The sequence below is a fragment of the Pseudophaeobacter sp. genome (assembly GCF_039971195.1).
GTDB lineage: Bacteria > Pseudomonadota > Alphaproteobacteria > Rhodobacterales > Rhodobacteraceae > Pseudophaeobacter.
Genome location: NZ_JBDWPJ010000041.1, coordinates 1 through 24,219 on the forward strand (window position 1 = coordinate 1; position 24,219 = coordinate 24,219).

A 24,219-nucleotide genomic window follows, 5' to 3' on the forward strand; every position below is an offset into this window, starting at 1 on the left:
ATCCTTTATTTCAGAGACACCTAAACAGGTTTGAAAAGGGCGGGGAAATGGGTCCCGGCCGGAGATAAGGAATACCAAATTGGCATTTGTTCAAAACAGCATCGACTTCAGCCCGATCCTCCGTCTGCGCGCCTTTGCGACGCGGGTGGCATCCAATTGGGCCATGAACCGCGAGTACAAACGCACCTATGCGCAGCTGTCCCGGCTCACCAACCGTGAATTGGCAGATATCGGTGTGCGCCGCTGCGATATCGCGGATATCGCCCGCAAACACGTCTACCATCTGTAATTCGACCAATCAGAGCCCTCCTCCCTCGGTTTTGGGTCGATCAAGCGCCTCTGCATCTGCAGGGGCGTTTGTCTTTTCAGGGTGCTGGGGATACCCAAGGGACGGGGCAAAAAGGCAGGCCAACGTTAAGTTGTCCTGCCTGACGCCGCTTGGGGCTTGATCCACTCGGGCTGGGCGGCTATATGCCTGCGGTGGCCTCTTGGGGTCATGGAATCATATATCTAAAGACATGCCGTGGTTGATCCTGTTTACGCTTCTGGGATCACATCCGGCGAAGGAGAAGCGAAATGAAACTTCACGAACTCAGCGACAATCCAGGCGCCTCCAAAAAACGCATGCGCGTTGCCCGTGGTCCCGGCTCCGGCAAGGGTAAAATGGGTGGCCGTGGTATCAAAGGTCAGAAATCCCGCTCGGGTGTTTCGATCAATGGCTACGAAGGTGGTCAGATGCCATTGTACCAGCGTCTGCCAAAGCGTGGCTTCAACAAGCCAAACCGCAAGGCATTTGCTGTTGTGAACCTGGGCCTGATCCAGAAATTCATCGACCTGGGCAAGCTGGACGCAGCCTCGATCACCGAAGACACCCTGGTGGCTTCCGGTCTGATCCGCCGCAAAAAAGACGGCGTTCGCGTTCTGGCCAAAGGTGAGCTCACCGCAAAAGCCAACATCACCGTCACAGGCGCATCTGCCGCTGCTGTTGAAGCAGTTGCAAAGGCCGGTGGCGCATTGACCGTGGCAACAGCAGCCGCAGCTGAGTAACACCTTGTGAGCGGCGGAAATGCCGCTTACATAGGTCATCAGTTTTCCAGTACGCCGTCCGAGCCGGAAAAGGGCTCCGGGCGGCGTTTTCGCAAAAAGAGACCCATTTCATGGTATCAGCAGCAGAACAAATGGCAGCGAACACCAGCTGGTCCGCACTTGGCAAAGCCACGGATCTGCGCAATCGCATCTTGTTTACGCTTGGCCTTTTGATCGTTTACCGCCTCGGCACCTTTATTCCGGTTCCTGGCATCGATTCAGCCGCCCTTCAGAACTTTATGGAAGCGGCGGGGCAGGGCATTGGCGGCATGGTGTCGATGTTCACCGGTGGCGCACTTGGCCGTATGGGCATCTTTGCCCTCGGGATCATGCCCTATATTTCGGCCTCGATCATTGTCCAGTTGCTGACCTCGATGGTCCCGGCGCTTGAACAGCTCAAAAAAGAGGGCGAACAGGGCCGCAAGAAAATCAACCAGTACACCCGCTACGGCACCGTGGCGCTGGCGACGGCCCAGGCCTACGGCCTTGCTGTGTCTCTGGAAGCCGGTGATCTGGCAACCGAGCCGGGCATGTATTTCCGCATGGCCTGCATGATCACCCTGGTGGGTGGCACCATGTTCCTGATGTGGTTGGGTGAGCAAATCACCCAGCGTGGTCTGGGTAACGGTATTTCGCTGATCATCTTTGTTGGCATCATTGCCGAGGTTCCGGCCTCTATTGCGCAGTTCTTTGCCTCCGGTCGTTCCGGTGCCATCAGCCCTGCAGTGATCATCGGTGTGATCCTGATGGTGATCGCAGTGATCATGTTTGTGGTCTTCATGGAGCGTGCGCTGCGCAAGATCCACATCCAGTATCCCCGTCGTCAGGTTGGCATGAAGGTCTATGATGGTGGCTCATCGCATCTGCCGGTTAAAGTGAACCCCGCAGGCGTTATCCCGGCGATCTTTGCCAGCTCGCTTCTGCTGCTGCCAACCACGATTTCTGCCTTCTCCTCTGGGGCAACCAATGGTCCGGTGATGTCCTGGCTCTTGGCCAACTTTGGCCCCGGTCAGCCGCTCTACCTGTTGTTCTTTACCTCGATGATCGTGTTCTTTGCCTATTTCTACACCTTCAACGTGGCTTTCAAGCCCGAGGATGTGGCGGATAACCTGAAGAACCAGAATGGGTTTGTGCCAGGCATCCGTCCCGGCAAGAAAACCGCTGAATACATCGAATATGTGGTGAACCGCATTCTGGTGCTCGGCTCCTTCTATCTGGCGCTGGTCTGCCTGCTGCCCGAAGTTCTACGCGGTCAGTTTGCCTTCCCGGTCTATTTTGGCGGCACCTCGGTTCTGATTGTGGTCTCCGTGACCATGGATACCATTCAGCAGGCGCAAAGCCATCTTCTGGCGCATCAGTATGAGGGGCTCATCGAGAAGAGCCAGCTGCGTGGGCGCAACAAGAAGCGTGCAAAACGGGGGCCGTCGCGTCGATGACCAATATCATTCTTTTGGGACCGCCCGGTGCGGGCAAGGGAACCCAGGCCAGCTATCTGGTCGAGACCCGCAACATGACCCAGCTCAGCACAGGTGACATGCTGCGCGAAGCGCAGGCCAATGGCTCGGAGATGGGCAAGAAGGTGGCGGAAGTCATCGCCCGGGGCGAATTGGTGACCGATGAGATCGTGATTGGTCTGATCCGGGAAAAGATCGCCGAGGGTGCCGAAGGCGGCTTCATCTTTGATGGCTTTCCCCGCACGCTGGGGCAGGCTGATGCTCTGGCGGCTTTGTTGGCCGAAACCGGTCTCAAGCTGGATGCGGTTGTCGAACTGCAGGTCAATGATGAGGTTCTGGTCAAGCGGATCGTCAATCGGGCCGAAGAGGCCCGTGCCGCAGGCAAGCCGGTGCGCGCGGATGACAATGAAGTTTCGGTGCGCATCCGCCTGACCGAGTATTACAAGAAAACCTCGCCGCTGATTGGCTATTACTACGCCAAAGGGGAGCTCAAATCCGTAGACGGTCTGCAGTCTATGGAAGAGGTCCAGGCCGAGATTGCCGAGGTTCTGGGCTAGCCTCGCTCTGATCTGCATGTGATTTTGAAGATGGGAGGGCTTTTGGCCTTCCCATTTTTGTTTGGGCCTCTGTCGCAGATGTTGCGAGTAGGTCACGACCAGGTCGCAACCAGCGGCAGTATGTGCAAAAACAGGAAGCTCAGCGGAGAACGGGAGGTATCTAGGTAGGGATCCAAAATTTGAGGAATTCTGAATGCGCGTTCTATTTGCCAGCTTTTTGGTGATCGCCTCGACCCAGGCAGCCCTGTCCAACGATATTTACGTCAATGATCTGGAAGGCTGCGCAATGATCGCCGCCAACCCGGATGGGGATCTCGATTTTGCGAGCCAAGGCGGCATGTTTCTGGATGAAACCGGATATGGCTCAATCGAATATAACTGCAGTTTTGAGCCGGCGCTGAAGTTTGACTGGAGCGAAGCAAAGGTCACAACCCATGTCGGATATTGCGAAGAACCTGGCCCCTATATCATGCCACAGCTGTTTTCGATCCTGCTGGACCCCTATAGCCCCGGCGAGGTGACTATTTTCCTGGGTGAAGATGAGCCACTGCGCTTTTACAACTGCAACCGATGAGGCCAATTGCCTGAAAAGCCCATGCTTTGAGGAAAAACCGCCTGTTAACCCAATGACGGGTTGACGCTCTGTTGAAATCCTCATACGCAAGCCCATCCCTTCGCGGGATGATTCCATGTGGGCGGATTCTTTTGTCTACATGACCACCTCAAAATGCTGGGCTGTAGGGCTGAATGGCCAAGGTCAAGCGTTGTGAAAAAAGGTTCTGGAGCTACGGAACCGCAACGAAAAGGAAAGTGACACGTGGCACGTATTGCCGGCGTAAACATCCCCGCTGCTAAGCGGGTGCCTATCGCCCTCACATATATCACCGGAATCGGAAACACCTCGGCTGCCGCAATCTGCGAAGCCGTAGGCATTGACGCGGCTCGTCGCGTTAACGAATTGTCCGACGCCGAAGTACTGTCCATCCGTGAGTACATCGATGCAAACTTCACCGTCGAAGGTGATCTGCGTCGTGAAGTTCAGATGAACATCAAACGCTTGATGGACCTTGGTTGCTACCGCGGCCTGCGCCATCGTCGTAACCTGCCCGTTCGCGGTCAGCGTACCCACACCAACGCTCGCACTCGCAAAGGTCCTGCAAAGGCCATTGCTGGTAAGAAGAAGTAAGGGAGGGTTTGATCAATGGCACGCGATAAGACTCGTACAAAGAAAAAAGAGCGTAAGAACATCGCCACTGGTGTGGCGCATGTGAACTCCTCGTTCAACAACACCAAAATCCTGATCTCTGACGTTCAGGGTAACGCAATTGCATGGTCCTCTGCGGGTTCCATGGGCTTCAAGGGCTCGCGTAAGTCGACTCCTTATGCAGCTCAGATGGCAGCCGAAGATGCGGGCAAAAAAGCCCAGGATCACGGTGTTAAAACTCTTGAAGTTGAAGTTCAGGGCCCCGGTGGCGGTCGTGAATCTGCCCTGCGCGCTCTGGCCGCAATCGGTTTCAACATCACCTCGATCCGCGACGTAACCCCAATGGCGCACAACGGCTGTCGTCCGCCAAAGCGTCGTCGCGTTTAAGACGTCAAGACTTACGCTGGGGCCCCGCTTGTTTGCTGGGCCCCAGTCCGTCATTTTAAACCTCGGGCGTCTGCACCTTCGGACATGAGGTACAGACAGGAATGGAGGGACTGCATGATCCATAAAAATTGGGCAGAGCTGATCAAGCCAACACAGCTTGAAGCAAAGCCGGGTAACGATCCCGCACGTCAGGCAACTATTATTGCCGAACCACTTGAGCGCGGCTTTGGCCTGACGCTTGGCAACGCATTGCGTCGTGTTCTTATGAGCTCGCTGCAGGGCGCTGCGATCACTTCCGTACAGATCGACAACGTTCTGCACGAATTCTCCAGCGTTGCCGGTGTGCGCGAAGATGTCACCGACATCATCCTGAACCTCAAGGGTGTTTCCCTGCGCATGGAAGTCGAAGGCCCCAAGCGCCTGTCGATCAATGCCAAGGGTCCAGCTGTTGTCACCGCTGGTGACATCTCTGAAAGTGCGGGCATCGAGGTTCTGAACCGCGAGCACGTGATCTGCCACCTGGATGATGGCGCTGATCTGTTCATGGAACTCACCGTGAATACCGGCAAGGGCTATGTCTCTGCCGATAAGAACAAGCCAGAAGATGCACCCATTGGTCTGATCCCAATCGATGCAATCTATTCGCCGGTGAAAAAGGTCTCCTATGACGTGCAGCCTACCCGTGAGGGCCAGGTGCTGGACTATGACAAGCTGACTTTGAAAATCGAAACAGACGGTTCCGTGACCCCAGATGATGCGCTGGCCTATGCCGCACGCATCCTGCAGGACCAGCTGTCGATCTTCGTCAACTTCGAGGAGCCCGAGTCGGCCAACCGTCAGGACGAAGACGATGGTCTCGAGTTCAACCCGCTTCTGTTGAAGAAAGTGGACGAGCTGGAACTGTCTGTGCGTTCGGCAAACTGCCTGAAGAACGACAACATCGTTTACATCGGCGATCTGATCCAGAAGACCGAAGCAGAAATGCTGCGCACGCCAAACTTTGGCCGCAAGTCGCTGAACGAGATCAAAGAAGTGCTGTCTGGCATGGGTCTGCACCTCGGCATGGACGTCGAGGACTGGCCACCGGACAACATCGAAGATCTGGCCAAGAAGTTCGAAGACACGTTCTAAGAACCTCTGACCACACCGCATATAAGGGCAGGCCCTGGTCTGCCCTTAATCAATGCCCGCACTGGCGGGGACGATCCGGGCACCTGCCCCAAGGAGATCAGCTGACACGCATCGGCTGACAGACAAAGCAAAAACGCGAAAGAAGGAATTCAACAATGCGTCACGCACGTGGTTACCGCCGCCTGAACCGTACTCATGAGCACCGTAAGGCCCTGTTTGCAAACATGGCTGGCTCGCTGATCGAGCACGAGCAGATCAAAACAACTCTGCCCAAGGCAAAAGAATTGCGCCCCATCATCGAAAAGATGATCACCCTGGCAAAGCGCGGCGACCTGCACGCCCGTCGTCAGGCCAACGCGCGCCTCAAAGAAGACCAGTATGTCTCCAAACTGTTTGACGTGCTTGGCCCACGCTACAAAGACCGTCAGGGCGGCTATGTTCGCATCCTGAAAGCGGGCTTCCGCTACGGTGACATGGCGCCTATGGCGATCATCGAATTCGTCGACCGGGACGTTGCTGCCAAAGGCGCCGCCGACAAGGCCCGCGTTGCTGCAGAAATCGAAGCAGACGACGCAGAATAAGACCATCTGACATCGTTAGACGGTATGGCCCTCGCTCCACTGGAGCGGGGGCTTTTTGTTGGGAAAGAGGCGTCTATTTCTCCAGCCTGGTAGGAAATCAGAGAAATGATAGCGCGTGAGGGTAGTTCAACTAGGGTGAAGTGACACTATAGATGGAATTGAGACTTGGTGGATGTAACGAAATCCATAGAGCTGCTGAGACTAGAGCTGGACAGAGAAGACTTCTGCATTAAGGCGTTTGAAGACATTTTGGCTGATTTGGCAGAGCCAAATTCGCCTCGCATAATCCAGCCTTTGCTTTCGCTGTTTCGCGATGATTTCTTGTTTGATGAAGCCTTCTTCTCGGTCATGCATACAATTGAGAACTTTGACCATGGGACCTATTCTCGAGAACTCCTTAGTGGGCTTGGCGCGTTACAACGAGCTTCGAAGGAATGGCTTGGGATTTTGGTGCATAGGGTTGTCAACAAGAGTGAGTGTTATGAGTTTTTCTTGGTCGAGGCCAAGTCGCTTGGTGATGATGAAAGCCTCACGGCGTTAAAGCAGGCTGCACAAGAGATGGAGCGGAGTTTCGACACCGGGCATGGCCTCAAGCTGGCACGAGACTTGGGTTTTCAACAAACCTAGTTCAGCCTCTGTTCTTCTCATATTCCTGTTTGAATTCTTATAGCTGCAGGCGTCCGAACCGAAGGGGCAGTTCGGGCGCTGCCAAAGCCAGGCTTTGGCAATTGATGAAACAGCTGATTGTGAAAACCCTTTAAGGTCTGCTATTCGGACGAAGCTGCCATCCAACTAACAAGTATTAAGGTCCGCTGTTGAGGATCTCCTAGCCAGTTCTCAGGCCGCCCCCAGGTTCACCAGATCATCAAAACGGCGTTCAATTTCCACTGTGGGAGGAGCGCGCAGTGTTTGCAGAATGACACAACTTCGTTCCGCCGCGTCGACTAGCGCGTTTAGGTGGAGATTTGACAGGTCATCCTCTGTTTGCAGATCGACTTTCAATTGAGCGGTTTGAAACCCGACGGGCACATTGTCGCCTGTCATCAAGGTTCCACGTACATCCGCACCAAAGCTGACTGTCACTTCGAGGTGGCTCAACGTGATCCCCTTGAGATTGGCAATCATGCGGATGGCCGTATCAAGACAGCTGGCCAAGGCAGCGGCAAGGATTTCGCCGGGGCAAGGAAAGTCGCTTTCGCCTCCAACAGCTTTGTGGACCGACACGGGCAGATCGACCGGGATCCCCTCACCGCAGACCACATGCGCATGGAGCGGATGACCTGCGGGAACTTGGGCATCAACAGTTCTGGCATGGTCATGCACCCATGCTGCGTCGGGAGTACTATGGTAGTGCTTTCGCAAGGGCAGTTGCCGGTCGAGAATACTGGGCGTTTCTGCTTCTGTAAAAGATTGAATGTGGCGCAAGTGTTTTGGGTCCAGTGTCATTTTACTGCCCCCGCCCAATACCGGGAATAAATGCGGGGACCTCGCGCTGATACGTGACGTAGTCATCCCCAATCTGGGCAATCAGGTCCTTTTCCTCAAAGCGCAAAACCGCAATGACTATGTAGCCTGTGGTCACTAATGCGAACAACAAATGCCCCACCGTCATGGTTGGCGCGGCCCAAAAGGCAATCAGAAAACCCGTCATAATGGGATGGCGAACCAGCCGGTAAAACCCGATCTTCACAAACCCCGGTTCCGTTGCTTGGCGTTTTTTCAGATGTGCATGAATTTGCTTCAGGCCAAGCAGATCAAAGTGATCGATCATAAAGGTTGATGCCAGCACGATCAGCCAGCCGACCCAAAACAGTCCGATCAAAACAGCGCCAAGGACCGTGTTGCGGACGTCCCACACCGGTGTTGGAAGCGGTTGCCAAAGAACGAAAATTAGGATGAGAGCAACGCATGTCATCAATATGTAGGTGCTGCGTTCGGCGGCTTTTGGAATAGCTTTGGTCCAGACGCGCTTGAAGGCAGGGCGTGCCATGATGCTGTGTTGAAGCGCAAAGATACTCAACAGCGATAAGTTGATCACAAGCGAAGCAACGATTGGCCCTTGCGCACCGGAGTCAATGGATTTGGGCACCAGCACATTGCCAGCAAATCCAATAGAATAGAGGAACGTCGCCAAGAAAATGACGTAAACAGCGATGCCGTAGATAAATGTAATTGAGCGGCCCATGCCAAACTCCCTTAAAAAGAAACGCCCGCAAGTTCGGACTTGGGACTAGGGTGCGCGTGTCGCGATTTGGGGGATACTTCTCATTCCGTACTAAACCGCTACAGAATCCGTAGTAGCCGCAAGACCCTCGTATGGCGTATGCTCGGTCAATGGAAAGCAAAACAAAGAACACTTCGGGGAGTTTGTGCCCCGCGATGGCGTCTGCCGACATCCTAGGGGACAAGTGGACCCTGCTATTGTTGCGCGAATTATTTCTGGGCACGACGCGGTTCGGCGGGTTTCAAAAGGCGATCCCGCGCATGTCTCCTTCGATACTCAGCAAACGGCTCAAAGCATTGGAAGCGGCGGAGATCATCATTCGCAAATCTGCTCCGACTGGCCAAGCGGCTGACTACAAACTGACGCGCTCAGGCAGGGAGCTTGGGCCAATCGTCGAAGCCATGGCGGTTTGGGGAATGCGGTGGCGCAAACGCAGCATTGCAGCGCAGGATTGTGATGTTGGCGGGTTCATGTGGGACTTTCATCGAACACTGAATACCCAAGCCTTGCCGGATGGCGAAACCGCAATTCTTGTGCAGATATCTGACCGTACCGATCTTAATTCTTGGTGGGTCATTGCGAATGGTTCATCCGTTGATCTGTGCCCCACGGATCCTGGCCACGATGTTGACGTCTACCTCACCGCCACGTTCGCGAACCTCGTTGCGCTTTGGTTGGGGGACATGACTATGCGCGAGGCTGTTGAGGCTAAAACGGTATTCTTGGACGGGCCAAGAAATCTGGTCAATTCCGCACAGGACTGGATGGCACAGTCGCCTTTGGTCGGCGTGAAACCTGCCACCTGAGATGTTGATCATTGGAGGCAGAACCCTCGCCCATCTCGCTAATTTTGTTGGCTGGCAGCCCGAAAAACGACATAGCAGCCATTCCTGCAAGCCGCAGCATCGATCAAGAAGGGCTCAAAGCAGACGTGTACTTATGTCGAAGTGATCTCCAAGCTTGGCTAGCACAGTTTTGAAAATCAGTACTAAGTTTCCTGATGACACCCCGCCGAATCTCCGCTAGCGTCGCCGACATGACCCAAACCTATGCAGCAATCTGGTTTTATTTTTATCCGGGCCGACAGGCGGACGGAGGGGTCTTGGCGTGCAGATGACATAGGCACGCAAAAGCAGATACCACACCAACCGCCCTCAGCAGATGGCGGTTTTTTTGTATCCGCCGCCACGCTCCGGGGCCTCCCGCAAGGAACCTTAGGACCATGACCACCCAAATCGAAAACCTCCGCATCACAGATATGCAGGAGTTGATCTCGCCGGATGAACTGGCGGCGAAACTGCCCAGCAATGATCTGGCCAGCAAGACAGTTCTGGATAGCCGCGCCGATATTCAAAAAGTGCTGCGCGGCGCAGATGACCGCCTGATCGTCGTGGTCGGGCCTTGCTCCATTCACGACACCAAGGCCGCACTTGAATACGCCGAACGGCTGAAGCCTCTGCGCGATGAATTGGCGGGTGAGCTGGAAGTGGTGATGCGGGTCTATTTCGAGAAGCCCCGCACCATCAGCGGCTGGAAGGGGCTGGTCAATGACCCCAGGCTCGATGGCTCCTTCCGCATCAACGAGGGGCTGGAGATGGCGCGCAGGCTCTTGCTCGATATCAACCAGATGGGCCTGCCGGTCGGCACCGAGTTCCTCGATACCGCTGTGCCACAATACCTGTCGGATCTGATGGCCTGGGCCGCCATTGGCGCACGCACCACCGAGAGCCAGATCCACCGCGAGATGGCCTCGGGACTCAGCTGCCCCGTGGGGTTCAAGAACGGCACCCGTGGCAATGTGCAGATCGCCATTGATGCGGTGCGCTCCTCGGCGCATCCGCATCATTTCATGGCCCTAGCCAAAAACGGCCGCGCGGCGATTGCAGCGACCAGCGGCAATCCCGATTGCCATATCATCCTGCGGGGCGGTGGCGGTACCAATTATGACGCGGAGTCTGTGGATGCGGCCTGCCAGAAGGCCGAACAGGACGGCATTCGCGGCCATGTGATGATCGATGCCAGCCATGCCAACAGCGACAAGGATCCGGCCAAGCAGCCCCTCGTGTTGGCGGATGTCGGCACCCAGCTGCGCGCAGGCGAGCAGCGCATCACCGGGGTGATGGTAGAGAGCCATCTAGTCGCCGGGCGTCAGAATCTGGGACAGGGGGAGCTCACCTATGGTCAGTCGATCACCGATGGCTGCATCGGCTGGGATGACACCGTGGTGGAGCTGCATAAACTGGCCGAGGCGGTAAAGGTCCGCCGGGCGCTGCCTGCGCAAATGGCTGGTTAGAACCAAAGGTACTGCGCCGTCCCGTCCTGTCACAGTTTGGGGCGGCGCTGTTGCAAAGCTTGTCGGAGGTCCAAGCAGAATCCTTGCAATCTCTGCCCGGTCTCCGCATATCCTGAAGGCACCCAATCCTCGGAGAAATCATGATCCGCGCAGTATGTTCCGCCTCTTTCGCTTTTGCCTTGGTGCTAAGCCTGTTTGTTCCGCCAACCAGCCCGGCCTTTGCCGAGACCCGTGTGCCGCAGTCCCAGGCTGAAATCTCATTGGGCTTTGCGCCTTTGGTCAAACAGGCAGCGCCTGCGGTGGTGAATATCTATGCCAAGATCGTGCGCCAACAACAGCAGCGCTCGCCCTTTATGAATGACCCTTTCTTTGACGATTTCTTCCGCAATTTTTCCAATCCGCGCCCGCGAGTGGAAAGCTCGCTTGGCTCAGGGGTGATCCTTTCTGAGGATGGCATTGTCGTCTCCAACTACCATGTGGTGGCCATGGCGACCGAGATCCGGGTGGTAACCACGGATAAGCGCGAATACGAGGCCCGCGTTGTATTGGCGGATCAGGCCAGCGACCTGGCGATCCTGCAGCTGGAAGAGGTCTCTGGCCTGCCATTCCTGAACCTGCGCAACAGTGATGAGGTCGAAGTGGGCGAGCTGGCCCTGGCCATCGGCAATCCCTTTGGCGTTGGCCAGACCGTCAGCAGCGGCATCGTTTCGGGGCTGGCGCGCAGCGGGACTGCCTCCGGCGAGGGCTTTGGCTATTACATCCAGACGGATGCGCCGATCAATCCGGGCAACTCTGGCGGCGCGTTGATCGATGTGAATGGCGATCTGATTGGCATCAATACCCGGATCCTCAGCCGTTCTGGCGGCTCCAATGGGATCGGCTTTGCCATTCCGGCCAATTTGGTGCGCGAATTTGTCAAACAGGCCCGCGCCGGGGCCGAGGGGTTCCAGCGGCCCTGGGCCGGCATGGCCGGTCAGCCTGTGGATGCGGATCTGGCTGGTTCTTTGGGGATGGAACTGCCCGAGGGCATGGTGATTTCTGAACTGCATCCCCAAAGCCCCTTTGCCAAGGCCGGTTTTGAGGTTGGTGATGTGATTACAGAAGTGGACGGCGAGGTGGTGAACTCCCCCTCGGAGATGGTGTTTCGCATGTCGGTAGCGGGGCTGGATGGGACTTCGCAGGTGACGCGGCTGCGCGGCGAAGAGCGCGAGACCCTGGTGGTCGAGATGTTTGTCGCCCCCAATGAGCCACCCGCAGAGTCGCTGGTGCTGAATGAGAATAGCGTTTTGCCTGGGTTGACCGTGGGTCAGATCAACCCGGTTGCCATCGTGCGCCTGCAGTTGCCGCTTTCGGCCACTGGCGTCGCGGTGTTGGATCCCGGTCCCTATGCGGCACGCGCGGGGGTGAAGGCGGGGGACATTCTGCTGGCGATCAATGGCGCAGAGGTTACGGCCTCGGAAGATGTGCCGACCCTGTTGGAGCAGGCAGGCCGCCGGTTGCGTTTTGACCTGAACCGCCGTGGTCAACGGGTCAGCCTGCATATGCGGCGCTGAACCATGGCAGATCTCTTTGACAGCGATGAAACGGATGCAGGCGAGACTGGAGCCAAGGTGAACCAGCCGCTGGCCGACCGGTTGCGACCCAAATCGCTGTCAGAGGTGATTGGCCAGGAACAGGTGCTGGGTGCGGAGGCACCGCTTGGGGTGATGCTATCCTCCGGCTCTCTGTCATCGCTGGTGTTTTGGGGTCCTCCTGGGGTGGGGAAAACCACCATCGCGCGGCTTTTGGCGCGGGAAACCGATCTGCATTTTGTGCAGATCTCGGCGATCTTTACTGGTGTACCGGATCTGCGCAAGGTCTTTGAGGCTGCCAAGATCCGGCGTCAAAATGGCCAGGGCACGCTGTTGTTCGTGGATGAGATCCATCGATTCAACAAGGCGCAGCAGGATGGGTTTTTGCCTTACATGGAAGATGGCACCATTCTCTTGGTGGGGGCGACCACCGAAAACCCGTCGTTTGAGCTGAACGCTGCGGTGTTGTCGCGGGCGCAGGTGCTGGTGCTGGAGCGCCTGTCACTGGCGGATCTGGAACGTCTGACCCAGCGGGCCGAGCAGGAACTGGGCCGGGCGCTGCCCCTGACCGGGGATGCGCGGGATGCGCTGCAGGAAATGGCCGATGGCGATGGCCGGGCCTTGCTGAACCTGATCGAACAGGTCGCGGCCTGGCAGGTCGAAGCAGCCCTGGGGCGCGAGGCGCTGGCCAAACGGCTGATGCGGCGGGCGTCAAAGTATGACAAATCCGGCGATGAGCATTACAATCTGATCTCTGCCCTGCATAAATCCATTCGCGGTTCAGATCCGGATGCGGCGCTCTATTGGCTGGGGCGGATGCTGGAAGGTGGCGAAGATCCGCGGTTCCTGGCCCGGCGTCTGACCATGATGTCGACCGAGGATATTGGTCTTGCCGATCCGCAGGCCAATACGGTCTGTCTGAATGCCTGGAACACCTATGAGCGGCTTGGCAGCCCCGAAGGCGAGCTGGCCCTGGCCAATGCCGCTGTTTATCTGGCGCTGGCGCCAAAATCCAACGCGGTCTATGTCGGCATCAAGGCGGCCCGACGTCTGGCCAAGGAAACCGGATCGGCGCCGCCACCAAAACATATCATGAATGGGCCCACCAAGCTGATGGCGGAGCAGGGCTATGGCGATGGCTATGCCTATGACCATGACGCGGAGGATGGGTTTTCCGGACAGAACTATTTCCCCGAGGGGGTGCGCCGCCCGGTGCTGTATCAGCCGGTAGAGCGCGGCTTTGAACGCGAGCTGAAACGCCGTTCGGAGTATTTTGCCAAGCTCCGGCTGCAGAGGAACACATAGGGTGAAACAGGTTGGAAGGGCTTTCCGGGGCGGAAAGCCCTGGCCTCCGGCGGGAATATTTTGGGAAAGATGATATCCAAGGGGCTTCCCTTGGGGATGGTGCTTTGGGCTTGGGGGTTACCCTTTTATCGTTGCCTTTGCGGCCCGACGCTTCGCCTGATCTGCAGGGGGCAGTGGAAATTGCTCCCATTCCATTCGGGCCGCAATATAGGTTTTGACATGTTTCAAGGCGTCATTGTCGCCCATGAGCGCCGCGGCGGTCATCAACTGCAGGAATTTCAGATCGCTTTGGTCGTGACCATCATCGCCATGGCGATGCATCCAGGCCAGATCCAACAGCGCGGATATATGCTGTTCTGCGCCGAGCTCTTTGAGGTGCTGTTTGCGCCGGGTCTCAAATTCCTGGGCTGTTTTGGTGGTGCAAAACAACAGGCTGAGGTAGCGGGCGTCTTTGTCACCGGCTTCAATATGGGGCGCCAATTTGGACTGTAATTTTTTCAACTTGCCCCTGTTGAGCAGATCTATGCAGCGATTGTAGGTTTTTGTTTTCCTCAGGTGCTCGCAGTCGCGGTTTCGCGAACCATGGTTTCAGGATTTTGCGGGTTGGGGAAGCCACCCCTTGCTGCATAGCGGCTAAAACTTGACATCTCTGCCTGCTCACGCCACAGACCCTTGATGATTTCAACGGTATCTCTGGTCGCCCTTGGCGGCGCCTGCGGGGCGGTGCTTCGTTACCTGGCTGGCCTGGGAGTTTTGCGCTTGTTTGGCCATCAGGAGTTTCCGATCGCCATTTTGACGGTGAATGTGATTGGCTCCTTTTTGATGGGAGTATTTGTGGTGGGTGCGGCACAAAAGGGGCTGACCCATCTGAGCCCGTTGGTGATGACCGGGCTTTTGGGTGGTTTCACCACCTTTTCGGCCTTCTCATTGGAGAGTGCCAATCTGATCGAGCGCGGTGCCTTTGGGCAGGCGGCGCTTTATATTTTGCTTTCTGTTGGCCTGTCGGTTGGTGGATTGTTTCTGGGCCTCTGGCTCGCAAGAGGAGTGTTCGCATGAGCGGCGTACAGATGATTACCGTAGCCGAGGCGGATGATGACCAGCGGATTGATCGCTGGCTGCGACGGCTGTTTCCGCATGTGAACCAGGGCCGCATTGAGAAGATGTGTCGCAAAGGTGAGCTGCGTCTGGATGGGGGAAGGGTCAAGGCCAATACACGGGTTGCTGCAGGTCAGGTGGTGCGGGTGCCGCCACTGGCCGATTCAGACCTGAAACCGGCAGCGCCTCGTATCGCTAAGATCTCTGAGGCGGATTCCAAAATGATCCGTTCCTGCGTGATCTACAAGGATGACGATGTCATCGTTCTGAACAAGCCTGCTGGTCTGGCGGTGCAGGGCGGCAGTGGCACCACCAAACATGTGGATGGGCTGGCAGATGCTTTGCGCTTTGACGCCGAGGAAAAGCCCCGCCTGGTGCATCGTCTCGACAAAGACACATCCGGTGTCTTGGTGCTGGCCCGCACGCGGCTGGCGGCGAAATCGCTGACCGCAGCCTTCCGCCATCGCAACACCCGCAAGATCTACTGGGCGCTGGTTGCTGGTGTTCCCACGCCCTACCTCGGCGAGATCAAGGCTGGGCTGGTCAAAGCCGGAGGGCATGGGGCCGGCGGGGAAGGCGAAAAGATGATCGCCGTGCACCCCAGCGAGATCGACAGAACGCCGGGCGCCAAACGGGCACATACCTATTATGCGACCCTGTACCGGGTCGCGGGGCGGGCCTCTTGGGTGGCGATGGAGCCGGTCACCGGTCGGACCCATCAGCTGCGGGCGCATATGGCGGAGATCGGCCATCCGATCATTGGCGATGGCAAATATGGTGGCTCGGGTCAGGAGAACCTGGGCGATGGCTGGGGGGCGCAGCTGGGCGGGGTGATCAGCAAGAAGCTGCATCTGCACGCGCGCCGTTTGGTGTTTGAACACCCGACAACCAAAAAGGACGTGGTGATGACGGCAGAGTTGCCGGATCACATGAAGCAGAGCTGGGAGACCTTTGGCTGGACCGAAGATCTGGCGGCGGATGACCCCTTTGAGGGGTTGATGTGAGCGCAGACCTGCGGCTGATCCTGTTTGATGTGGATGGCACCCTGGCGGATAGCCAGAATGCCATTGCTTCGGCCATGACTCTGGCTTTTGAGGGTGCGGGCCTGCCGGTGCCCTCCCGCGCGGCGATTCTGTCCATTGTGGGACTGTCGCTGCCGCTGGCCATGGCGCAATTGGCCCCGGCAGAAGGACCTGCTGTGCAGCATCAGCTGGTTGAGGGCTACAAGCGCGCCTATATGGACAAACGTCTGGCATTGGGGGCGGGGCATTCACCGCTGTTTGAAGGCGCCGCCGAGACCCTCGCAGCGTTGCATGCGGTGCCGGAATATCTCCTGGGGGTGGCAACAGGAAAGTCTCAGCGGGGATTGGATGCGCTGATAGCGGCCCATGCGTTGGAGTGTTTTGTAACGCGTCAGGTGGCGGATCATCACCCCTCCAAGCCGCATCCGTCGATGGTTTTGACGGCACTGGCGGAGACCGGTGTGGCGCCCGCCGATGCGGTGATGATTGGCGATACAAGTTTTGACATAGATATGGGGCGGGCTGCGGGGGTCCATACCATTGCGGTGGACTGGGGCTACCACCCGGCTGCAGGGCTGGGCGCGGATCACATCATCAGCAGTTTTGACCAATTGGCGCCCCTGCTGCAGCAGATCTGGAAGGCATGAGAGATGAGTGACTGGAAGCAAAAGCGGTTTTGGAAAGAGGCCACAGCGGTCGAGAGCGGCGGCGGGTTTACGGTGCAGCTGGACGGCCGCGGGGTGAAAACTCCGGCCAAGGCACCGCTGACCCTGCCAAGCCGCGCCATGGCCGAGGCCATTGCGGCGGAATGGGATGCGCAGGTCGAGGGGGTGAACCCTGAATCAATGCCTTTCACGCGTTCGGCCAATGCCGCCATCGACAAGGTCGCGAATCAGCATGCCGAAGTCGCTGACATGCTGGCAGATTACGGCGATTCGGACCTTTTATGCTATCGCGCCGACACGCCGCAGGAATTGGTGGCGCGTCAGGCAGCACAATGGGACCCGGCGCTGGACTGGGCCGAGCAGACCTTTGGAGCGCGGTTGGAACCCCGCCAGGGGCTGCAGCATCGCAGCCAGGAATCGGCGGCCTTGGCGGTCTTGCGTCAGGCGGTCCATGCACTGAACAATTTTCAGCTCGCAGCCTTCCATGATCTGGTGTCAATGTCCGGATCGCTGGTATTGGGCTTTGCAACTGCCCAAAATTGGCGCACAGCGGATGATATTTGGCAGATTTCGCGTCTTGATGAGACCTGGCAGGAAGAGCAGTGGGGCGTCGATGACGAGGCCAAAGCAACAGCAGAGCTGAAGCGAGAGGCCTTTTTTCACGCCAAAAATTTCTACGACATCAGCTGTTAAGACAGCAAATTGCGGCACTGTTCCCGGATCGGAAATTTTGTATCGAATAGTAAAGAGTACGCTATGCGGACATCGAATTTCATGATCTCACACTTGACGTTTGTTGATGAATGCGACCAAACTCGCTGTACGAAATAGGGTTCTGCCCGGTTTCAAACCATTTCCGGTTCTTGCGAGCCGGGCAATAAAAACCACCGCAATAGGTGGAACATCAGGAAGAGGTAACAATGAAAAATACCGTACTTTTGAGCGCGCTGACCATTGCCGGTCTGTCCGCTGGTGCAGCAGCTGCTGGCACTCTGGACGACGTAAAGGCCCGCGGCAAACTGAACTGCGGCGTGACCACCGGTCTGGTTGGTTTTGCGGCTCCAAATGCGAGCGGCGAATGGGAAGGCTTTGACGTTGCCGTATGTCGCGCTGTTGCTGCGGCCGTACTGGGCGACGGAAACGCTGTTGAATTCGTTCCAACAACCGGCAAGACCCGCTTTACCGCGCTGGCCTCCGGCGAAATCGACATGCTGGCCCGGAACACCACCTGGACCTTCTCGCGCGATGTTGACCTGAAGTTTGAATTCACCGGCGTGAACTACTACGACGGTCAGGGCTTCATGGTTCCAAAAGAGCTGGGCGTTTCTTCGGCCAAAGAACTCGATGGCGCGACTGTCTGCATTCAGACCGGTACCACCACCGAGCTGAACCTGGCTGACTTCTTCCGCTCCAACAACATCTCTTATGAGCCGGTGCCAATTGAAACCAACGCCGAAGCACAGCAGCAGTACCTTGCTGGCGCCTGCGACGTCTACACAACAGACGCTTCTGGTCTGGCCGCAACCCGTGCTACCTTTGAAGCACCTGACGCGCACACTCTGCTGCCCGAAATCATCTCCAAAGAGCCTCTCGGCCCGCTGGTTCGTCACGGCGACCACGAGTGGGGCGACGTTGTTCGCTGGACTTTGAACGCTCTGGTTTCTGCTGAAGAGCTGGGTGTTACTTCGGCAAACATCGCTGAGATGGCTGCTGGCACCAACAACCCCGAAATCAACCGTCTGTTGGGGTCCGAAGGCACCCTGGGTGAGATGCTTGGTCTCTCTGCTGACTGGGGCAAAAACGCAATCGCCGTTGGCGGTAACTACGGTGAAGTCTTTGCCGACAACATCGGTGAAGCCACTCCAATCGGTCTGGCCCGCGGGTTGAACGCTCAGTGGACCAAAGGCGGCCTGCTGTATTCGCCTCCTTTCCGCTAAGATCTGCTAGGAAGGGGCGCAGGACATCCTGCGCCCTTTTTCTTTCTACCACTATCCAACCAAAAAACGCTTGAGATCTGACGCGAGCAGGGAACCAACCCCGCCGTATGGGAGATCTATGAGCCACGGGGATCACTAGGTCATGACAACTCTCACTGACCCACCGAAGGAGTCGTTTCGGCTATCGATGCTGATTTACGACACCCGGTACCGGTCTATGACAATCCAGATCATCGCATTGATCGGATTTCTTCTCTTACTTGGCGCGCTGGTCAGCAATACGGCCCAGAACCTGGCGACACTTGGGAAAGAACCAAGTTTCCGCTTTCTGGGGGAACCTGCGAGCTACGATATCAATCAACGCCTGCTTGAATATACCTCGCGCGACAGCCATCTGCGGGCCGCCTTTGTTGGCTTGTTGAACACGCTGGTTGTTGCCGTCCTGGGCTGCATCACCGCCACTGTTCTGGGGGTGCTCATTGGTGTGCTGCGCCTGTCGAACAACTGGGTCGTCGCGCGCCTTACAGCGATCTATGTTGAGATTTTCCGCAACGTACCGGTGCTGTTGTGGATCGTTTTCACCATGGCGGTGATGATCGAAACCATGGATCCGCCACGGGCCTTTAAGGCCGGGGACGCAACAATGAGCCTGATGGGGAGCACAGCTTTCTCCAATCAAGGTATTTTCGTTCCGCGTCCTGTACCCGCTGATCTGGGCTGGGTTTTGGTTGTTGTGCTGGGGCTTTCGATTTTTGCGATTTCACGTCTACGCGGACGTGCGGACAAAATTCAAGAAAGCACCGGCGAACGTCCAGGGATCTTTCTGATCTCCACGGCTGTCTTTTTGGTGCCTGTAATCGTGGCCTATTTTGGCATTTCCGCCTTCGCGAGTAGTAACGAGCAGGTTTTTGTTGCACGCAGTGAAGCAAATGCGCAGAATCTGACGGCCTTTAGCGATGAAATCGGGAAAATCGATTATTGCCACAGCAGTGGCAAAGCGGCCTCCCTCAATGGGCTCCGGTTTTTGCAAGAGAACGAAATCGCAATCAAACGCCGCAACTACTTTAACCGTAGCGCGACTGTGACCGCTTTTGAGGAAGGGCGCTGCAACTTGATCGCAGTACCCGCATCCAGCGTGGATTCCTTTATTGCGGACCTTGGGCAATCTGACACTGCAGGCGAAGAGAACAAGACTGTTCCAGCTGCCGTTATCCAGGCAGAGTTCTCGGAGGGGCGCGCGGTAGAGATCGAGTATCCGGCCATTTCGGAAAAAGGCATCCCGCGCTTTGAAGGTGGTATCCACATTCGAAACTCGCTGATTGCCTTGTGGCTGGCGCTGTCGCTTTACACAGCGGCCTTCATTGCAGAGATCGTGCGTGCAGGCATCCTGGCGGTAAGCCATGGTCAGACCGAAGCGGCAGCTGCCCTGGGTGTGCGCCCTGGCAAGATCATGTCGCTGGTGGTTCTGCCACAGGCAATGCGGGTGATTATCCCGCCCTTGATCTCAAACTACCTGAACCTGACCAAGAACTCATCCTTGGCGATTGCGGTTGGCTACATGGATATCACCGGCACGCTGATGGGGATTACCCTCAATCAGACGGGTCGTGAGCTGGAGACAGTTCTGCTGACCATGCTGATCTATCTGGCGATCTCGCTGAGTATTTCGGGGGTCATGAATTGGTACAACGAACGCGTCAAACTGGTGGAGCGGTAATATGAGCGATATTTCATTTGTCCGCACTGAGATGCTGCCGGAACAGGCCCCACCGGCCTCTTCCGTCGGCGCTATCGGCTGGATGCGGGTCAACCTGTTTTCAACACCGTTGAACACGATACTGACACTGGCTGCTGTAGCTTTGATCTACTTTGTTCTGGTAGCCCTTGTTCCCTGGGCCTGGTCTCCGACCTGGAATGCCACATCGCTCAAGAACTGCCGGGAAATCCTGGCGGAGCTGGGACGTGAAGGTCATTTCTCTGGTGCCTGCTGGGGGGTAATTCAGGATCGCTGGGTGCAGCTGTTCATGGGGTTCTACCCGCCCGAACACTACTGGCGTCCGATTTCTGCCTTCATCCTGCTTGGCGTTGCGCTGCTGCCTATTCTGTACTCGGACAAGGTTCCGGCTAAGATGATGTGGTTCACCGGCCTCTACCCCTTCCTGATGCCTTTGTTGCTTTGGGGTGGGTCAGTTTGGACTCCAGTTATGGTTCTGGCCGGTTTTGTTCTGGCCTTTCTGGTCTACAAATTCCTGACAGAACAGACGGGTGAGCTGATTGGCTTGATTGCCGCTGTTGTGGTCGCCGTCCTGTGGTGGGGCTTTTTCGCTTCGGCGTTGGCGGGTGCTTTGGCAGATATCATTCCTGTGGGTCTCGAACCGGTAGATAGCCGTAAGTTTGGCGGCATGATGTTGTCGCTGACCATTGGTGTGGTCTCGATTGGCTTTTCGCTGCCCATCGGCATCGTTCTGGCGCTTGGCCGTCAGTCTGACCTGCTGATCGTCAAGGCGCTCTGTGTTGGGTTTATCGAGTTCATCCGGGGGGTTCCGCTGATCACGCTGCTGTTCGTGGCCTCAACCCTGCTGAACATCTTTATGCCTCCCGGCACGAATTTTGACATCATCATGCGAGTCATCATCATGGCGACCCTTTTTGCCTCTGCCTATATGGCCGAAGTGATCCGGGGCGGTTTGGCGGCGCTGCCTACCGGTCAGTATGAGGGGGCCGATTCACTCGGTCTCAACTATTGGCAAGCACAGCGTCTGATCATCATGCCACAGGCACTGAAGATCTCCATTCCGGGCATCGTCTCGACCTTCATCGGACTGTTCAAAGACACCACGCTGGTGTCGGTGATCGGTCTGTTGGATCCGTTGGGCCTGTCCAATGCCATCCGCGCAGATTCCGATTGGAACGGCGTTGTCTGGGAACTCTATGGCTTTATCGCCCTGATGTTCTTTGTCTTCTGCTTCTCCATGTCTCGCTATTCCATGTATCTGGAGCGCAAGCTTCAGACCGGCCACCGTTAAGGAGTTCAACATATGTCTGAACTGGCAACGAACCGTCAAATCGACCGCTCCAAGATGCAAGTCTCGGATGAGGTTGCGATCGAAATCAACAATATGAACAAGTGGTACGGGTCTTTCCACGTGCTGCGCGACATCAACCTCACCGTCAATCAGGGTGAGCGGATCGTCATCGCCGGACCTTCGGGTTCCGGGAAGTCGACCCTGATCCGCTGTCTGAACGCGCTGGAAGAGCACCAGCAGGGCAAGATCGTGGTGGATGGGACAGAGCTCAGCAATGACCTCAAGAACATCGACAAGATCCGCTCCGAGGTGGGTATGGTGTTCCAGCACTTCAACCTGTTCCCACATCTGACCATTCTGGAAAACTGTACACTGGCCCCAATCTGGGTCCGTAAGACGCCCCGCAAAGAGGCTGAAGAGCGGGCGATGCATTTCCTGGAAAAGGTGAAGATCCCCGAACAGGCCGACAAATACCCTGGCCAATTGTCCGGTGGTCAGCAGCAGCGCGTGGCGATTGCCCGCAGCCTCTGCATGATGCCGCGGATCATGTTGTTTGATGAGCCGACCTCGGCGCTTGACCCCGAAATGATCAAAGAGGTGCTCGACACCATGATCGAACTGGCGGAAGAGGGCATGACGATGCTCTGCGTGACCCACGAGATGGGCTTTGCCCGTCAGGTGGCGAACCGGGTGATCTTTATGGATGCGGGCCAGATTGTGGAACAGAACGAACCAGAAGAGTTCTTCAACAATCCAAAAAGCGAACGCACCCAATTGTTCCTGAGCCAGATCCTCGGCCATTAAGGACCGTCGAAAGCAATGAAAACCAAGAAGGCCGGGCATCTCGCCCGGCCTTTTCACATTTGGAGGTGCCGCAACCGCGTCAGGAATGCTGGGCAAAGACCACGGTTGATCCATCAGGTTTGATCAGAAGCGTTTCAAAGGGTTCTTTTTCACCGCCCATTTCCATACCGGGTGAGCCAATTGGCATGCCAGGAACGGTCAGGCCAAGCGCATCTGGCCGCTCTGTCAGAAGCCGCTGAATGTCGCCTACCGGCACATGGCCCTCAACGACATAGGCTCCGGCAAGTGCAGTATGACAGGAGGACAGCTCAGCAGTGATACCCAGACGGGATTTCATGCTCCAAAGCTGATCGTCTTCGACGGTGCGGGTGTCGGTGGCGAAACCGGCGAGCTTCAGATGGTCAACCCAGGCCGTACAGCAGCCGCAGGTGGGGGATTTCATGACCAGCAACGGCTCCACTGGTCCCGCCAGCGCAGGCAGGCTGGCAAGGGGCAGGGCGGCAGCAGTGAACAATAGGGTCCGGCGATGCATTCTGAGAAACTCCTGAGGCTGATAGCGTGTCACACCTAGGCTACGCCAGGCAGGCATGAAACCACTACAAGCCTGCCCCGCAGGAGCGTTGGTTTGTCGCAGTTAGGCGCTGACCTCTTCGCCAAGTAATTCGCGCGGGACCACAAAATCCAAAACCCTGCCGGAACTCCAGCTCAGCTTACTCCAGCTGTCGATGTCAAAGCGCACCACCAGGGTGGCGCCGGTGGGGTAGTCATCAAAACGGTTGTGATCCGGCGGGCTGGCGACAATGGCGTGGGCAAAGGCAGCGATGCCGGGGTTGTGGCTGAGCAGCAGGACCCTGTCCTGTTCAGCTTCGCGCAGGGACTGAAAGATGATTTCAGAACTGGCGTGATACAGCCGCTCGATAAAGGTAGTGGCGGCGTCCAACTGCATCAGCGCCTTGGTTTCGCGGGTGCGTTGCGACGACGAGCAGAGGATTTGATTTGGGATCTGATTATTATGGCGCAGCCACTCTCCTAAGGCGACCGCTGATCTGCGGCCCCGTTTGTTCAGAGGGCGGGCGTGGTCGCTAGGCGAATTGGTATCCCAGGCGGATTTGGCATGGCGGGTCAAAATCAGGGTGCGGGTCATGATTGGTGAAAATACCTCATGTGATGTGCGGTTTGGTCAAAGCAACGTTTGGCGCCCTGGCTCAGCGGGCATGCGCGTCGAGCGATGCAGCCCTCGGTCATGCAGGGCGCAGCGGCTGGGGTATCAAGATAATGGTGACAGGCTGCCAAATCGTAGGGGCCGCCGTCAACCAGAGCCCGTGCCGGACAAGAGGTCAGACACGGTTTGGCTGTGCAGGTCGCGCAGGGAGACTGTGCCAAAACCGGAGGGGGTATGTCAAAGCTTTGATCGAAATGCAGGGCTCCCCGGAAAGATATCATCATGCCGACCTCATCATGCACCAACATTTGTGACGGGGATGTGAAGGCGCTCCCAGAGGCCAGCGCCCAGTTCACAAAGGGGACATATGGCGGACCGTCAAAGGGGAAGTAGGCCTTGGCGCCCAGAGTTGTTGCCAAATCGCTGATGACGCGGGTGGACCATTGGTCGACGGGATCAGGCAGTGCTTCCACATATTCCCGTGAACGAGAGAAAATGGGCCAAAACCCTTCGCCGGTGCCCAGGAGCACCAAAGTACCGGATGTGAGCAATGCCACCGGCTGCTTCGCCGGGTGCAGCGCACCATAGATCATCAGCCCCGGCACCTGCGCCGCCTTTGCGATACGGGCATAGCAAGGCTGCGGGTTGGCAGAGGCAAAAGAAGAGGCCGTCATCATAGTCCCCGTCAGTGGTCACGTTCGGGAATGCTAGCAGG

Annotated in this window: 28 protein-coding genes; 22 read left to right on the forward strand and 6 right to left on the reverse strand. The window is 56.9% G+C overall.

Annotated elements, in window-relative coordinates:
• The first annotated feature begins 79 nt into the window (after positions 1 to 79).
• The 10 genes from ABJP42_RS03250 (at position 80) to ABJP42_RS03295 (ending at position 7,027) form a co-directional block, all read left to right on the forward strand.
• Entirely contained in the window at positions 80 to 289 is a 210-nt protein-coding gene (locus ABJP42_RS03250; protein WP_348338455.1) for a DUF1127 domain-containing protein, read from the forward strand.
• Positions 290 to 576: 287 nt separating this feature from the next.
• Positions 577 to 1,047, forward strand: coding sequence for a 50S ribosomal protein L15 (rplO, locus tag ABJP42_RS03255; protein ID WP_348338456.1), 471 nt, complete (start codon positions 577 to 579; stop codon positions 1,045 to 1,047).
• Positions 1,048 to 1,157: 110 nt separating this feature from the next.
• Positions 1,158 to 2,522 carry a preprotein translocase subunit SecY gene (gene secY / locus ABJP42_RS03260; protein WP_348338457.1) on the forward strand — a complete coding sequence of 455 codons (1,365 nt, stop codon included), beginning with the start codon at positions 1,158 to 1,160 and terminating at the stop codon, positions 2,520 to 2,522.
• Positions 2,519 to 3,097 (forward strand): adenylate kinase, encoded by a 579-nt coding sequence (locus tag ABJP42_RS03265; RefSeq protein WP_348338458.1) that lies wholly within the window; start codon positions 2,519 to 2,521, stop codon positions 3,095 to 3,097. The genes secY and ABJP42_RS03265 overlap by 4 nt, the downstream gene beginning before the upstream one ends.
• Positions 3,098 to 3,290: 193 nt before the next feature.
• On the forward strand, positions 3,291 to 3,671 hold the full coding sequence (locus ABJP42_RS03270) for a hypothetical protein (RefSeq protein WP_348338459.1): 381 nt from the start codon (positions 3,291 to 3,293) through the stop codon (positions 3,669 to 3,671).
• Between the two features lie 243 nt (positions 3,672 to 3,914).
• On the forward strand, positions 3,915 to 4,283 hold the full coding sequence (rpsM, locus tag ABJP42_RS03275) for a 30S ribosomal protein S13 (protein WP_348338460.1): 369 nt from the start codon (positions 3,915 to 3,917) through the stop codon (positions 4,281 to 4,283).
• A 15-nt stretch (positions 4,284 to 4,298) separates the two neighbouring features.
• Entirely contained in the window at positions 4,299 to 4,688 is a 390-nt protein-coding gene (gene rpsK / locus ABJP42_RS03280; protein ID WP_009810843.1) for a 30S ribosomal protein S11, read from the forward strand.
• A 114-nt stretch (positions 4,689 to 4,802) separates the two neighbouring features.
• Positions 4,803 to 5,819: a DNA-directed RNA polymerase subunit alpha gene (locus tag ABJP42_RS03285; protein WP_009810844.1), complete on the forward strand. Its 1,017-nt coding sequence runs from the start codon at positions 4,803 to 4,805 to the stop codon at positions 5,817 to 5,819.
• A gap of 155 nt (positions 5,820 to 5,974) precedes the next feature.
• Positions 5,975 to 6,400: a 50S ribosomal protein L17 gene (gene rplQ / locus ABJP42_RS03290; protein ID WP_295451071.1), complete on the forward strand. Its 426-nt coding sequence runs from the start codon at positions 5,975 to 5,977 to the stop codon at positions 6,398 to 6,400.
• Between the two features lie 168 nt (positions 6,401 to 6,568).
• Positions 6,569 to 7,027, forward strand: a complete 459-nt coding sequence (locus ABJP42_RS03295; protein ID WP_348338491.1) for an Imm30 family immunity protein — start codon at positions 6,569 to 6,571, stop codon at positions 7,025 to 7,027.
• 210 nt (positions 7,028 to 7,237) lie between these two features.
• On the opposite strand, the gene ABJP42_RS03300 is transcribed toward ABJP42_RS03295, so the two are convergent.
• Positions 7,238 to 7,846, reverse strand: a complete 609-nt coding sequence (locus ABJP42_RS03300) for an OsmC family protein (RefSeq protein WP_348338461.1) — start codon at positions 7,844 to 7,846, stop codon at positions 7,238 to 7,240.
• A gap of 1 nt (position 7,847) precedes the next feature.
• Positions 7,848 to 8,585, reverse strand: a complete 738-nt coding sequence (mddA, locus tag ABJP42_RS03305; protein ID WP_348338462.1) for a methanethiol S-methyltransferase — start codon at positions 8,583 to 8,585, stop codon at positions 7,848 to 7,850.
• A 149-nt stretch (positions 8,586 to 8,734) separates the two neighbouring features.
• Between mddA and ABJP42_RS03310 the strand changes: the two genes are divergently transcribed.
• The 4 genes from ABJP42_RS03310 (at position 8,735) to ABJP42_RS03325 (ending at position 13,793) form a co-directional block, all read left to right on the forward strand.
• The gene (locus tag ABJP42_RS03310) at positions 8,735 to 9,430 is read left to right on the forward strand and encodes a winged helix-turn-helix transcriptional regulator (RefSeq protein WP_348338463.1); all 696 of its coding nucleotides are present in this window, start codon (positions 8,735 to 8,737) and stop codon (positions 9,428 to 9,430) included.
• 416 nt (positions 9,431 to 9,846) lie between these two features.
• Positions 9,847 to 10,917: a 3-deoxy-7-phosphoheptulonate synthase gene (locus tag ABJP42_RS03315; RefSeq protein WP_348338464.1), complete on the forward strand. Its 1,071-nt coding sequence runs from the start codon at positions 9,847 to 9,849 to the stop codon at positions 10,915 to 10,917.
• Between the two features lie 140 nt (positions 10,918 to 11,057).
• Complete coding sequence (locus ABJP42_RS03320) at positions 11,058 to 12,470, forward strand: trypsin-like peptidase domain-containing protein (RefSeq protein WP_348338465.1); 1,413 nt, start codon at positions 11,058 to 11,060, stop codon at positions 12,468 to 12,470.
• A 3-nt stretch (positions 12,471 to 12,473) separates the two neighbouring features.
• A complete protein-coding gene (locus ABJP42_RS03325; protein WP_348338466.1) occupies positions 12,474 to 13,793 on the forward strand; it encodes a replication-associated recombination protein A in 1,320 nt (439 codons plus the stop codon).
• A gap of 117 nt (positions 13,794 to 13,910) precedes the next feature.
• On the opposite strand, the gene ABJP42_RS03330 is transcribed toward ABJP42_RS03325, so the two are convergent.
• A complete protein-coding gene (locus ABJP42_RS03330) occupies positions 13,911 to 14,273 on the reverse strand; it encodes a hypothetical protein (RefSeq protein WP_348338467.1) in 363 nt (120 codons plus the stop codon).
• A 195-nt stretch (positions 14,274 to 14,468) separates the two neighbouring features.
• Between ABJP42_RS03330 and crcB the strand changes: the two genes are divergently transcribed.
• The 8 genes from crcB to ABJP42_RS03370 all read left to right on the forward strand — a co-directional run bounded on the left by crcB (position 14,469) and on the right by ABJP42_RS03370 (position 22,342).
• Positions 14,469 to 14,849 (forward strand): fluoride efflux transporter CrcB, encoded by a 381-nt coding sequence (gene crcB, locus ABJP42_RS03335; RefSeq protein WP_348338468.1) that lies wholly within the window; start codon positions 14,469 to 14,471, stop codon positions 14,847 to 14,849.
• Positions 14,846 to 15,892 (forward strand): RluA family pseudouridine synthase, encoded by a 1,047-nt coding sequence (locus tag ABJP42_RS03340; RefSeq protein WP_348338469.1) that lies wholly within the window; start codon positions 14,846 to 14,848, stop codon positions 15,890 to 15,892. The genes crcB and ABJP42_RS03340 overlap by 4 nt, the downstream gene beginning before the upstream one ends.
• Positions 15,889 to 16,557 carry an HAD-IA family hydrolase gene (locus ABJP42_RS03345; protein ID WP_348338470.1) on the forward strand — a complete coding sequence of 223 codons (669 nt, stop codon included), beginning with the start codon at positions 15,889 to 15,891 and terminating at the stop codon, positions 16,555 to 16,557. The genes ABJP42_RS03340 and ABJP42_RS03345 overlap by 4 nt, the downstream gene beginning before the upstream one ends.
• 3 nt (positions 16,558 to 16,560) lie before the next feature.
• Positions 16,561 to 17,268, forward strand: coding sequence for an ATP12 family chaperone protein (locus tag ABJP42_RS03350; protein ID WP_348338471.1), 708 nt, complete (start codon positions 16,561 to 16,563; stop codon positions 17,266 to 17,268).
• 227 nt (positions 17,269 to 17,495) lie between these two features.
• Positions 17,496 to 18,512: an amino acid ABC transporter substrate-binding protein gene (locus tag ABJP42_RS03355; protein WP_348338472.1), complete on the forward strand. Its 1,017-nt coding sequence runs from the start codon at positions 17,496 to 17,498 to the stop codon at positions 18,510 to 18,512.
• A 187-nt stretch (positions 18,513 to 18,699) separates the two neighbouring features.
• Positions 18,700 to 20,229: an amino acid ABC transporter permease gene (locus ABJP42_RS03360; protein ID WP_348338473.1), complete on the forward strand. Its 1,530-nt coding sequence runs from the start codon at positions 18,700 to 18,702 to the stop codon at positions 20,227 to 20,229.
• A 1-nt stretch (position 20,230) separates the two neighbouring features.
• Positions 20,231 to 21,538, forward strand: coding sequence for an amino acid ABC transporter permease (locus tag ABJP42_RS03365; RefSeq protein WP_348338474.1), 1,308 nt, complete (start codon positions 20,231 to 20,233; stop codon positions 21,536 to 21,538).
• A gap of 12 nt (positions 21,539 to 21,550) precedes the next feature.
• Positions 21,551 to 22,342 carry an amino acid ABC transporter ATP-binding protein gene (locus tag ABJP42_RS03370; RefSeq protein WP_348338475.1) on the forward strand — a complete coding sequence of 264 codons (792 nt, stop codon included), beginning with the start codon at positions 21,551 to 21,553 and terminating at the stop codon, positions 22,340 to 22,342.
• 79 nt (positions 22,343 to 22,421) lie between these two features.
• Here ABJP42_RS03370 and ABJP42_RS03375 read toward each other — a convergent pair whose 3' ends face one another.
• The 3 genes from ABJP42_RS03375 to ABJP42_RS03385 all read right to left on the reverse strand — a co-directional run bounded on the left by ABJP42_RS03375 (position 22,422) and on the right by ABJP42_RS03385 (position 24,178).
• Positions 22,422 to 22,874, reverse strand: coding sequence for a DUF411 domain-containing protein (locus ABJP42_RS03375; RefSeq protein WP_348338476.1), 453 nt, complete (start codon positions 22,872 to 22,874; stop codon positions 22,422 to 22,424).
• Between the two features lie 102 nt (positions 22,875 to 22,976).
• Complete coding sequence (locus ABJP42_RS03380; RefSeq protein WP_348338477.1) at positions 22,977 to 23,486, reverse strand: SixA phosphatase family protein; 510 nt, start codon at positions 23,484 to 23,486, stop codon at positions 22,977 to 22,979.
• The gene (locus ABJP42_RS03385; protein WP_348338478.1) at positions 23,483 to 24,178 is read right to left on the reverse strand and encodes a ferredoxin; all 696 of its coding nucleotides are present in this window, start codon (positions 24,176 to 24,178) and stop codon (positions 23,483 to 23,485) included. Before ABJP42_RS03385 ends, ABJP42_RS03380 begins: the two co-directional genes overlap by 4 nt.
• Positions 24,179 to 24,219: the final 41 nt, after the last annotated feature.